The organism is Clostridium sp. KLE 1755 (genome assembly GCF_000466465.2).
Lineage (GTDB): Bacteria > Bacillota > Clostridia > Lachnospirales > Lachnospiraceae > Eisenbergiella > Eisenbergiella porci.
Genome location: NZ_KE992743.1, coordinates 36,602 through 48,792 on the forward strand (window position 1 = coordinate 36,602; position 12,191 = coordinate 48,792).

11 protein-coding genes and 1 pseudogene are annotated in these 12,191 nt (G+C 49.9%); 10 read left to right on the forward strand and 2 right to left on the reverse strand.

The window, feature by feature from the left end:
• From HMPREF1548_RS21060 to HMPREF1548_RS21095, 8 genes are all read left to right on the forward strand, one after another.
• Window positions 1–332: sulfatase/phosphatase domain-containing protein (locus tag HMPREF1548_RS21060; RefSeq protein WP_021638588.1), on the forward strand; the 332-nt coding region annotated here is incomplete at its 5' end.
• A 212-nt stretch (window positions 333–544) separates the two neighbouring features.
• The gene (locus tag HMPREF1548_RS21065; RefSeq protein ID WP_021638589.1) at window positions 545–745 is read left to right on the forward strand and encodes a FeoB-associated Cys-rich membrane protein; all 201 of its coding nucleotides are present in this window, start codon (window positions 545–547) and stop codon (window positions 743–745) included.
• Window positions 746–750: 5 nt separating this feature from the next.
• Window positions 751–1,212, forward strand: a complete 462-nt coding sequence (locus HMPREF1548_RS21070; protein ID WP_021638590.1) for a transcriptional repressor — start codon at window positions 751–753, stop codon at window positions 1,210–1,212.
• A gap of 282 nt (window positions 1,213–1,494) precedes the next feature.
• Window positions 1,495–2,535 (forward strand): alcohol dehydrogenase, encoded by a 1,041-nt coding sequence (locus HMPREF1548_RS21075; protein ID WP_021638593.1) that lies wholly within the window; start codon window positions 1,495–1,497, stop codon window positions 2,533–2,535.
• A gap of 212 nt (window positions 2,536–2,747) precedes the next feature.
• Window positions 2,748–3,932 (forward strand): serine hydrolase domain-containing protein, encoded by a 1,185-nt coding sequence (locus HMPREF1548_RS21080; RefSeq protein ID WP_021638594.1) that lies wholly within the window; start codon window positions 2,748–2,750, stop codon window positions 3,930–3,932.
• A 299-nt stretch (window positions 3,933–4,231) separates the two neighbouring features.
• The gene (locus HMPREF1548_RS21085; protein WP_021638596.1) at window positions 4,232–4,561 is read left to right on the forward strand and encodes a TIGR04076 family protein; all 330 of its coding nucleotides are present in this window, start codon (window positions 4,232–4,234) and stop codon (window positions 4,559–4,561) included.
• Window positions 4,562–4,998: 437 nt separating this feature from the next.
• Window positions 4,999–5,574: a GTP pyrophosphokinase gene (locus HMPREF1548_RS21090; protein WP_025491176.1), complete on the forward strand. Its 576-nt coding sequence runs from the start codon at window positions 4,999–5,001 to the stop codon at window positions 5,572–5,574.
• Window positions 5,575–5,719: 145 nt separating this feature from the next.
• Entirely contained in the window at window positions 5,720–5,977 is a 258-nt protein-coding gene (locus tag HMPREF1548_RS21095) for an HPr family phosphocarrier protein (RefSeq protein ID WP_035323279.1), read from the forward strand.
• A 221-nt stretch (window positions 5,978–6,198) separates the two neighbouring features.
• On the opposite strand, the gene HMPREF1548_RS21100 is transcribed toward HMPREF1548_RS21095, so the two are convergent.
• Window positions 6,199–6,771: a TetR/AcrR family transcriptional regulator gene (locus HMPREF1548_RS21100; RefSeq protein ID WP_021638601.1), complete on the reverse strand. Its 573-nt coding sequence runs from the start codon at window positions 6,769–6,771 to the stop codon at window positions 6,199–6,201.
• Between the two features lie 287 nt (window positions 6,772–7,058).
• Here HMPREF1548_RS21100 and HMPREF1548_RS21105 point away from each other — a divergent pair, with 287 nt between their 5' ends.
• Complete coding sequence (locus HMPREF1548_RS21105) at window positions 7,059–9,137, forward strand: efflux RND transporter permease subunit (protein ID WP_035323285.1); 2,079 nt, start codon at window positions 7,059–7,061, stop codon at window positions 9,135–9,137.
• 103 nt (window positions 9,138–9,240) lie between these two features.
• The gene (locus HMPREF1548_RS21110; protein WP_021638604.1) at window positions 9,241–11,814 is read left to right on the forward strand and encodes a YhgE/Pip domain-containing protein; all 2,574 of its coding nucleotides are present in this window, start codon (window positions 9,241–9,243) and stop codon (window positions 11,812–11,814) included.
• Window positions 11,815–12,001: 187 nt separating this feature from the next.
• Here HMPREF1548_RS21110 and HMPREF1548_RS30275 read toward each other — a convergent pair.
• Window positions 12,002–12,191, reverse strand: a pseudogene (locus HMPREF1548_RS30275) (helix-turn-helix domain-containing protein); the annotation flags it as partial.

Below are 12,191 nucleotides of genomic sequence, written 5' to 3' on the forward strand. Positions count from 1 at the left end.
CGGCAGGCCTGCCGGTGCCGGAAAATATTTCGCCCCGCAGCCTGACCCAGTTCTATCAGGGGGACGGAAAGGAGCTGTGGGAGGATATCTATATGGAAGCCAGGGATATCCGTGCCATACGGGACAGCCATTATAAGCTGATTTACTATCAGAACAGGGATTATGGGGAATTTTATGATCTGTCCAATGACCCTCACGAAAAATATAATCTCTGGGACGATCCGGGCGTACAGAAGGAAAAAGCCCGGCTGATGTGCCGCCTGGCGGATCATATGATAGGCCTGGGAGAGAACAGCAGACAGGTATGGAATATCGGCGCACCGCAGATCTGACGTATTCCTGTGTAAGAGAAGTTTGCCCCGCATAATGAAAGCTGGCCGCCGGGCTGAATTATTTGGAGCCCTTTTTGAAAACCCATGTAGAATGTTTATACCCATTGAAACTCCATGAAGAATGTTCTTGACAAAGGATTTAAGTTAGCCTATACTAACTTTAAGATGGTAATTGAGAACCATTCTCAACAGAAAAAAAGGAGATGGAACATATGACATTCCTTATTAATAATATGGGAACCATAATAACAGCGCTTATCCTTATCATAGCGGTTGCGCTGGTAATCCGCGTGATGATCCGGGATAAGAAGGCGGGAAAGGGCTGCTGCGGTGGCTGCAGCGGCTGTGCACATTCCTGTTCCTGCCATGGCAGTGTAAATCAGAATAAGGCAAAACAGGGCAGACAGGAGTAGAACGGATGATACAGACAAAACATAATAACAGTCAATATAAGAAGAAAACAGGCCGCCGTGAGAGAATTCTGGAGGAGCTGAAAAGAAACGGCTTCCGCGTTACCAATCAGAGGAAGCTGCTGATCGATATTATTCTCTCTGATGAATGTTCTTGCTGTAAGGAAATTTATTATAAGGCAGTGCATGAGGATCCTTCCATCGGCATCGCCACCGTGTACCGCATGGTAAAGACGCTGGAAGACATCGGCGCCATTGACAGGAAGAACCTGTACCGCATTTCCTGCGGGGAAAACTGTGAATTTCAGGATAGCTGCGTCCTGGTACTGAAGAACAAGGAAAAGGTGACGCTGTCCATGGAGGATTTCAGGGAGGCGGTAAATGAGGTCCTGAGAAGAAAGGGCTACAGGGAAGATGAAAAGGTGGAGACGGTGATTTTAAACAGCCTCAGCCTTGCGGAAGGCATATGAACCGGCCGGAAAAAATAATATGGTAACAGTGAAAACGGTCTGCGGATTTTATTCCGCAGGCCGTTTTCAAGGTGGAAATCATCGGATATCGGTGATAGAATGAAGGCATAGCTGACATCAGTCCTGATAAATACGTCCTATGACAGCGGCTGGGCTGATGGCCTGCTTCATGCTTTTGATTTTATATGGCAAGGATAAGCGTTGTGCGGCCAGGCTGCCGGTGTCTGGGCAGGAAAAGCCGGCAGGGCTGTCTGAGGTAAGGAAGAAAGGAAGATAAGAAAAATGAAGGCGGTTGTATATAAAGAAAAAGGGGTTTTCAGCCTGGAGGAGCGCCCTCGTCCGTCGCTCCGGGATCCGAAGGACGCCATTGTGAAAATCACACTGTGTTCCATCTGCTCCAGCGATATCCATATCAAGCATGGGAGCGTGCCCAGGGCGGTGCCGGGAACCATCGTGGGACATGAAATGGTGGGCGAAGTGGTGGAAACAGGTCCTGCCGTAACGAAATGCAGGCCCGGGGACAGAGTGGCTGTCAATGTGGAAACCTTCTGCGGAGAGTGTTTTTTCTGTCAAAGGGGCTTCGTCAATAACTGTACAGATGAACACGGCGGCTGGGCGCTGGGCTGCCGGATTGACGGAGGACAGGCGGAGTACGTGAGAGTGCCCTTTGCGGACAACGGGCTGAATCTGATTCCGGAGGGTGTAAGCGACGAACAGGCGCTGTTTACCGGCGATATCCTTTCTACCGGATACTGGGCGGCCCAAATCAGCGAGATCAAAAAGGGAGATACGGTGCTCGTGCTGGGAGCCGGCCCTACCGGCCTTTGCACGCTGATGTGCGCGGCTCTGTATGAGCCGGGGGCAATTATCTGTGCGGACATCAGCGAAGAGCGTCTGGAGCTGGCCGGAAGCCGGAAGCTTGCGGACCGGGTAATCAATCCCCTGAAGGAGGATACAGTGGAAGCGGTGCGCGTCATGACGGGGGGCAGGGGCGCTGACGTGGTGATAGAAGCAGCCGGCGGTGAAGATACCTTCCGTATGGCATGGGAGGCCGCAAGGCCTAATGGGACGGTATGCGTTGTGGCGATGTACGAAGAGGCGCAGCAGCTGCCCCTGCCGGATATGTACGGAAAGAACCTGACCTTTAAAACCGGTGGCGTGGATGCCAATGCCTGTGATGAAATCCTGCGCCTGATTGCGGAGGGACGCCTTGATACCACCTGTCTGATAACCCATAGATTTACGCTGGATCAGGTGATGGAGGCATATGATATATTTGAGAATAAGAAAGAGCATGTGATGAAAATTGCAGTGAAGCCGTAAAACTGCCGCGTCGTGCGGACAGTGTTGCGGACGGTGTGTTTTGTGGAATCCTGTTCCGTAGGAGCGGCACCGACAGAAATCTGACCGGGACATATGCAGTAATCCGGAGCGGGATTTTTTATGGGTGTACATAAGACAGGTCTTTTCTTTATGCCTGTTTTGTGAGAAAATAGGACAGAAATAAATTGATATAAGGGGAAGGATGCAGAGAAATGAAAGCAGAATTGATGAATCGGATGCAGGAGATACTGGAAGAGGCTGTTGCGGCGAAGGAACTGGCGGGCGGAAGCCTGCTCGTCAGACAGCATGGAGAGGAGCTTTGCTATCTGCAGGCCGGTATGGCGGATCGGGAAAAGGGAGAGGCCGTCCGCAGGGATCATATTTACAGGCTGTATTCCATGAGCAAGCCTGTTACGGCGGCAGCAGCCATGGTGCTGTTTGAGAGGGGACAGCTGGATCTGGCGGAGCCGGTTTCCAGATATCTTCCGGAATTTTCCGGACAGCTGGTGGAGGAGAACGGAAGGCTGGTGCCTGCGGTCAGGGAGGTCACGGTAAAGGATTTGCTGGGCATGACCTCAGGACTGATGTATAACGGAAATCCGGGGCTGACAGGAGCATATGTCACCGAGCTGTTCCGTCAGGTGGATGAAAGGCTTCTTACAGATCAGGCGATGACCACGGCGGAGATAGCAGGGGCGCTGGGCAAAGGCCCGCTGGCGTTTCAGCCCGGAAGCTCCTGGCTGTACGGAACCTCGGCGGATGTGCTGGGCGCGGTGGTGGAAGCGGCTGCCGGCATGACCTTCGGGGAATTTCTGAAGAAGAATATCTTTGAACCGCTGGAAATGAAAGATACCGGCTTCTTCGTGCCGGAGGGAAAAAGGGATCGCCTGGCTGCAGCTTACCGCCTGAATGCTGCGGGAGAGCTGGAAAGATATACACAGAACCATCTTGGAATCATCAATGCCATGGACAGGCAGCCTGCCTTTGAATCGGGCGGCGCGGGCCTTGTTTCCACCATTGACGACTACGCCCGGTTTGCCCAGATGCTTTTAAACGAAGGGGAGCTGGACGGAAGAAGGATTCTGCAGCCTGCCACAGTGCGCTTTATGACGGCAGGGCAGCTCACTCAGGTACAGAGGGAAGCGTTCGGAAGGAATTTTGCCAACATGCCCGGCTTCAGCTATGGAAACCTGATGCGTGTGATGGTGGATCCCGGACAGTCGGCAACACTGAACCATGTGGGAGAATATGGCTGGGACGGCTGGCTGGGCTGCTATTTTGCCAACGATCCGGCGGCAGGTATGACCATGCTGTTCATGATGCAGAAAACGGATGCGGGACTTACTTCGGTGGTACGCAGAATGAGGAACCTGATGATAAGCAGTCTGGAGGACTGACACAATCGCAAACAGAGGAGAAAATGGCCGGGGAAGGTAAAGAAACCTTCTCCGGTCTTTTTCAACGTAACTTTTGGAAGAGCAAGCACAGGAGTGAGGCACACTTCCTAAAAATAAGTTGTTCAGAAAACTCCCAAACCCACATTGTTTTTGGCATAAGGCTATTTATTTTTATAAGAAATAAAATGGGAAGCCGGTAAAAGATATGATACAATTGTTTTAAGCAAAATTTGTGTAGGCCACTCAAAAAATAACAGGGAATTTATAACGAAGAAAATTTATATAATAGGGGGTTAACTATGCAAAAATGGGTTACCGAGGATTGGGGATTTGAATTAACAGTTACCGAAGGAAAAGCCGGGCATTGCAGACTTGGGTTAGAAAAAGGGGATAAGTTTATCTTTTCGTATGAATGCCCTGCCGGGATGTGCCCAAAAACAATGGCACAGTTATACACATGGTGCGAGGTTATCAGATGTGGCGGCGACTTTACATACAGAGGCTTAAAGGAAAAGTATGAAATGGATATCCCGTGCGCTGACGGATGTATCAAATTCCATCTCAAAGCCATGCCCATAAACAGAGATGAGAACGGAAAACCAAAGCCAAATAAACCAAGACCGGAATAAAAAGGAGTGTTTATGGGGAATGAAGTTTGTGGTAAGAATGTCCTGTGCAATATAATTTTGGATAGTCAGCAAAACATGGTAAGGGATCGATATTACTATCCTCCAAAATGCAATATCCATGCGTTTTTTAGTTTGTTAAGTAGTCCTGATACACAAAAAAACTAATTTTTATACCTTTACATCCTTTATACATCATATTTACAGCCGGGCGGTAGTACATATCAATAAGAGTTGTTAAAATCAGATAGCCCGTTACAGGCAACGGGCTATCTGACCCTCGCGGCAGCCGCCCAATATCCATGCAGGCATGGCTTCCTGGCTCGTTGCCCGCGGAAATAAATAGATGCAGCCGCCGGAAAATGCGGCAATGAAAGGAGAAGTCAGCTACGGAAATCGGGAAGGAACAAAGTCTGAACAGATTTACCGGCGACGAATTTGTGGTGAAAAGCAGATGCGTTATCAGCATGCTGCTCGCCAAGCTGGATATCATCAATGCGGAGCTGAGCATGAAGTACGACAGGAATATTATTGTGCAGACCTCCGGGCGCATTAAGGCACCGGAGAGCATCCGTGCAAAGCTGCGCAAAAAAGGATATGAAGAAACCTATGACATGGCCCAGGAAAAAATCAACGACATTGTGGGTGTCCGTGCCGTATGCTCCTTTATGGATGATTTATATCTTGTGGCAAAAGCGCTGGAGCAGCACCGGGATGTGCGTACAGTGAAGGTAAAGGACTATCTGCAGGAGCCAAAGAGATCCGGCTACCGCAGCCTTCACCTTATTGTGGAGGTGCCCATTTATTTTCAGGGGGAGGAGCTGTGGAGAAGGGCGGAAATACAGCTGCGCACGGCGGCCATGGATTTCTGGGCGGGACTGGACCACCAGTTGATTTATAAACGGGGATTGAAAGAAGCGAAGCTGATCGGCCAGGAATTGTATGAATACGCACAGATTGTGGAGGAACTGGATCAGAAAATGGTGGAGCTGCGGGACAGAATCGCGGCTATCTGACAAAAATGCACAATACAACTTTGAAAGTGTAAGAAAAATGTAAAAATAAACAAAAAATTGACGATGGACAGCAGTGATGCTTGTACAATGTGCATGCATATGATATAATGTTTGTGTAACAAGGGGCATTATGGAGGGCATTCTAATGAGGGAATTTGATTACACTGTAAAGTCAATTGTTGGGCTGCACCCGCGTGTGGCTGGAGTATTGATGCATCTCGTGAGAGATTTTGAGAGCGACATCATACTCACGAATGGGGATAAGGGCGGCAACCTGAAGAAGCTGCTCGGCATCCTCCATATGAATATCCAGTATGGAGACCGGCTTCACTTACAGATTTCCGGGGAGGATGAAGAAGTGGCGTGCCAGGAAATGCAGGCATTTATGACGCAGAACCTATGACGGTCAGGCCGCCTTTCATGGTTCTCTGCCAGTGTAATACGCCGGCAGAAGCCCGGGAAAGAGAAGCAGCAGCCGGATGCAGTGCCTGTTTGAAGCAGGCGGCTGTCGGTTTAAGAAAGGCTTACTGCCCTGGACGCAGATATGGATTATCTGCCCGGGCAGGAAGCTTTTTGTCTTTTTACGGGAAAACGGTATTCTGCCGGAGAGAGGCTGGTTTTTTTTCAAAAAATGGGAGTGACAAGGCCCCGTTTAATCATGTCGCCTGCCAGTGCCGCAATCTGCTTCGGGGGCTCCGGCGCATCCTTGTTCAGCCAGGCTTCAATCAGGCCGATGCAGCCCGATACGAGGAAGGAATAGTAGTAATCAAAGGCCTGTGAGGGCTGGCTGCTCCGGTTCCATACCTGGAGAATACGTTCCTTGACCAGACCCTTCATACGGTTGATGAAAGCCAGATCGCCATGGGCGCCCATGAGCACCTGGCCGGCCTGCATATTTTCATAAAGGAATGAAAATACGTCTTCCAGGACGCTGTAGAGACTGTCCTCCTGTATGGCGGTGAAATCCCGGTTCAGGATTTCGCTGAACTGGCAGAACAACTCGTCCTCCACGGAGTCCAGCATGTCGTAAACGTCCCTGTAATGCAGGTAAAAGGTGCCCCGGTTGATATCCGCAAGATCGGAAAGCTCCTTTACGGAAATATCCTTGACCTCTTTTTCCTTCATAAGCGTCAGCAGGACCTCTGTCAGCCGCGCTTTTGTTTTCCGGACCCGGCGGTCAACCTTTTCCATTTTCATAAAACCCCTCCTTTTCCCAAAACCATGCCCGCAGGCGCAAATCTTAAAAGATTATAAAAAATTAACACAAAATGCGAAAGTGTTCATTATCAAACACGAAGAAAAACACTGACTATTGAATTTATCCCCTTAAATTACTATAATTTATAAAAATAAGAAAATCAACAGCTGTTGATTAATAAAATAGAGTTGAATAAAAAAGAAGCTGAAGGAAGAGCGCTTCCGGCGGCCTGATTTGTATATCGCTTAAATACATGCCCGCCAACGCGGGCAGATGGGAGCAAAAAATGGAACGGTATACCCAATTCCTGCTGAGACATAAAAAACTGATTATCGGTGTATTCGTTTTAGGAGCCCTCCTGTGTGCCGTCCTTTCCGGCCTGGTGGGTGTAAATTATGATTTCGCAGATTACCTGCCCGATAAGTCCGCCTCCACCAGGGCGCTGGAGGTGATGGAGGACGAATACAGCCAGTCCGTCCCGAATATGCGCGTGCTTGTTTATGATGTTACCATTCCCCAGGCGCTGGCTGTCAAGGCACAAATTGCCGCTGTAGACGGCGTGGAGGAAATCAACTGGCTGGATGATGCCGCAGATATTTATGAGCCTCTGGAAACAGTGGAGCAAAAGATTACAGACGACTGGTACAAGGACGGAAACGCCCTGTTCAGCGTTACCGTGGATGAAGCGAAGGGAGAAAGCGTAATCCCTGCGGTACGGCAGATTATCGGCGGGGAAAACTGTATGGAGGGCTCGGCAGTGACCTCCGTGCTTGCGCCTGTGAACACCTCCAGGGAGGTACAGCAGATCATGCTGCTGGCCGTCCCCATCATTTTTCTGATACTCATACTGACGACGGATTCCTGGTTTGAGCCGGTGCTGTTTATGATTACCATAGGCGTGGCTATTCTGCTGAACCGGGGAACCAATCTGATGTTCGGCACCATTTCCTTTGTGACAAACGCTGCCGGAAGTGTGCTGCAGCTGGCGGTGTCCATGGATTATTCCATCTTCCTTCTGCACCGTTTTGCTGAAAACCGGAGCGGCGGCCTGCCGGTGGAGAAGGCCATGACGGAAGCGGTACAGCAGTCCGTGGGAAGCATCCTTTCCAGCGGGCTTACCACAGTTACAGGCTTCCTGGCCCTGGTGCTCATGCGGTTTAAAATCGGGCCGGATATGGGCTGGGTGATGTCCAAGGCCATCGCCTTCAGCCTGCTGAGCGTGCTCTGTTTTCTGCCCGCCCTGGCGATTGTCACCTACCGTCTGATAGACAGGACACAGCACCGCAGCTTTGTGCCGAAGTTTGATAAATTTGCCGCGGTTGTCATGAAAATACGTTTTCCTGTGCTGGCGCTGATTGTGCTGCTGCTTCCCGCCTCTTTCCTGGGACAGCAGAACAACGACTTTTTTTACGGCGGAAGCGAGGTGTACAGCACGGAGGCTACGCAGATGGGAAGGGATATGCAGGCCATCAACAGCATGTACGGCCCCTCCAATCCGGTGGTGCTTATGGTTCCCAAAGGGGATATGGAGAAGGAAATCTCCATGAATGAGGAACTGAAAAAGCTGGACTACGTAACCAGCGTGGTTTCCTACGTGAATTCGGTGGGTAATACAATCCCGGATTCATTCCTTCCCACAGAAACGGTATCCAAGCTGTACTCGGCCCATTACAGCCGGTTTGTCATCACGCTGGAGGCGGCGGAAAAGGATGCGGACTGGTATGAAAAAATAAATGACATCCGCAACATCGGTGAGAAATATTATGGAGATAAAATACAATATGCAGGGAATCTGGTAAGCACAGAGGATCTGAAAACAACCATTACCCAGGATAATGCAAGAGTGAACTTCCTGGCCATTGCCTTTGTTTTCCTTATTCTGCTCGTGAATTTCAAGTCCCTGACCCTGCCGGTAATCCTGACCCTGGTGATTGAATCCTCAATCTGGATTAATCTGGGAATCCCGTATTTTCAGGGGCAGACCCTGTTCTATATAGGCTATCTGATCATCAGCACGGTACAGCTGGGGGCGACCATTGACTATGCCATCCTGTTTTCCGACAGATATATGGAATTCCGCAGGGTAATGCCCGGGAAGGAAGCCGCAAGGGAAACGTTGCGTGTCTGCACGGTTTCCATACTGACCTCGGCGGCGGTGCTGACGCTGGCCGGGGTAATCCTGGGAAAGGTTTCCACCAACGGCGTTTTAAGCCAGTTGGGAATCCTGATCGGACGGGGGGCGGCTCTGTCGTTTGTGCTGGTTATTTTCGTGTTGCCCACGCTGCTGATCCTGTTTGACGGCGTTATCAGGAAAACAACGCTGCACTGTAGATTTTACAGGGCTGAGCCTGAAAAGAAGGATTGAGCGGAAGGAACGAAAGAAAGTATCGCAGCTGCGCGCCGGGGGACTGCCTGCTGCGCAAAACAGCTGGAAAGAATGTGCGCCGGGCGCACAGATAGGAGTGTATATGAGAAAAAAACAGCATGGCATGGCCGTAAAAATTACAGCATATATCCTGTCGGCGGCAATGGTGCTTGGCAGCGGTATTTCTGCGTCGGCAGCGGTTCCGAATACACAGAAGGATGAAAATGTGTATGCAAATCTTAACCAGGACGGAAGCGTGGACGGTATATATGTGGTTAACGCTTACCTTCTGGATAAGGAAACGGATATCGTGGATTACGGAAAATACGATTCGGTTAAAAACCTTACCACGGATGCGGAAATTAATAAAAAAGGGGATACCATTACCACCGCAGCGCCGGAAGGAAAATTTTTCTATCAGGGGAATCTGAAGACAAAGGAGCTTCCCTGGGAGATTTCTATTCATTATTATCTGGATGGTAAGGAAATGGACGCCGATGAGCTGGCCGGACAGAACGGCTCTCTTAAAATTACCATTCACATCGGAAAAAACGATCAGGTGGAGGAAGACTTTTTTGAGAATTACCTTCTTCAGGCGACCGTGACCATGGATATGGATAAATGCAGCCGTCTGCAGGCCGCCGGGGCAACTGTGGGCAATGTGGGAGCTTCCAAGCAGCTGGTGTACAATATTATGGCGGGACAGGAAAAAGATATTGTAATTACGGCGGATGTGCTGGATTTCACCATGGATCCCATCAGCTTTCAGGGTGTGCCCATGTCCTTTGATCTGGACAGGGACAGTCTCTCCATGGACAGCCTCACCGAGAAAACGGGGGATATCAAGGATGCGGCGGATGAATTCTCCGACGGCGCAGCCGAGCTGTATGACGGCGCGGGCGCGTTAAAAGACGGCGCTTCGGATCTGCATGACGGGGCAAACAGCCTGAAGGAGGGCATTGAAAGCTATTCCGACGGCGCCCATTCCCTGGGGGATGGCATTGATACACTGAAGGACGGAACCGATGATCTGTCCGATGGAGCCACCCAGCTGTCTGACGGTATCAGTTCCCTGAAGGAGGGCGTGGATAAGCTGGCCGGAGGCTACAGCGGCGACGAAGGCGCGGCGGCCGGGGCGAAGAAGCTGGCGGAAGGCGCGGATAAGCTGAAGAGCGGTGCAGGGCAGCTGAGTGAAGGGATCAGTACCTTTGTCGGGATGATTGGGAGCATGGGGGATACGACGGAGCTGGACGGCCAGGCGGACGGAGTAATAGAAAAAATTATCAAGGAAATAAAAGATAATGTGCCTTCGATATTCCAGAATTATGTTGAAAGGATGCTCAGACCCGAAGGTGATACGGCACATGAGCGGTTATTGGATTTTTCTGAGCGGCTGGATTCAATGATAAATCTGGTAATAGAAATGATACCGGACAATACTGAGAATTCAAGTACAAAGACTCAGGATGAAAAGAAAAAGGATTTTAATTCGATATCAGGAAACAGCATACCAGAAATGGAAGAGGAAGAAACGGAAACTCAGGAAGAGACAGAAGGAGTAACAGAAGAAACTCAAGAGGAAACAGGTTCGGAGGAAGAAACGGCAACAGGAGAAACCAATTCTGAAGAAGGTGGAACAGAAGAATCCAAATCAGAAGAATCTAAAACGGAAGAATCTAGAACAGAAGAATCAAAGACAGAAGAAGTGGGGACAGAAGAATCCAAGGAAGAAGAGGCCCAAACAGGAGAAGCAGAAGGCTCATCTAAGCAGATAGTGGATAAACAAACTTCCGGGAGAACAACGGCGGAACAGCCGGCGGAAGAAATTACGGATACATCATTTGCCATAAGAAAAAGCGCTTATTCTCTGGTAACGCTTAACTATTCGAAAACTCGTTCCTTGCAGGAACCGCATTATGAAGGAAGGGTGATGCAGGCGTCATCAATTCCGGGATTCGGTATTTCTGATATTAAGAAAATGATTCCCCAAATACTAAAGGCAAGATCAGGTGTGGATCAGCTTCTGGGCGCATACCAGGTAATGGATACTCTAAATGAGAAGCTCAATAATCCGGCCACAAAAGAACAACTGGGCCAGCTTACCGCAGGCTCCTCCGCTCTGGCGGACGGCGTGGCTGCTCTGGCAGACGGTGCCAAGGCTCTTTCTGACGGCATCGGCCAGCTCGCGGACGGCACCAGCCAGCTGCAGTCGGGAGTGACCGAATTGAATGATGGCGGAAAAGAGCTTGCGGATGGTACCAGGGATCTGGCGGATGGCGTATCCGGCCTGGCGGACGGTGCAAAGGAGCTGACCGATGCTGCCGATGATCTGAAAGACGGGACCAGCCAGCTTGCGGACGGTACAGGAGATTTTCTCACCGGCACGCAGGATCTGGCGGATGGTGTAAAGGAGCTGAAGGAAGGGACGGATGAGTTCAAGGATAAAACCTCAGATATTGATACACAGATTGATGATGAAATAGACAAAGTGGTGAATGATTTTGCAGGAAGCGATTTTACGCCATTGTCCTTTGTTTCCGATAAAAATACGAACATCGGCCTGGTACAGTTCGTGATGAAAACAGAAGGCATCAAACTGCCTGAGAAAGAGAAGGCAGAGACTGTAGAAGAGCCGCTTACCTTCTGGCAGAGGCTGGTGAAGCTGTTTAAAAAGTAATGAAAAGACGAGGAAGAGTTTGATAAGTTTTCTGTGAAAAGTGCTCGTTCCGGAAATGAATTCATGCGTATGGCTTTGCGTTATGCACTGGAGCATTTGGAATTTGTACCGGAAAGTGATGAAGCGTAAAAAAGAATTATCAGGATTGCTGGAAAAGAACGGGGCGACGCATCATGCGCCGCCCCGTTCAGAGTTTCCTTTTCATCAAACCGTGTTTATTGCAGTAAAGATACAGGAGCCCATGTCCCCTCAGCCGGAAGCGTCCTTCCGCATTCTGTTCCGGATACAGCTTCAGAAGCTCCAGCTTATTTGAAGTCACCCAGGCCAGGAAGGAGATGTGATGTGCTTTGGGTGTGTCAAATAAACTGTGTATCACG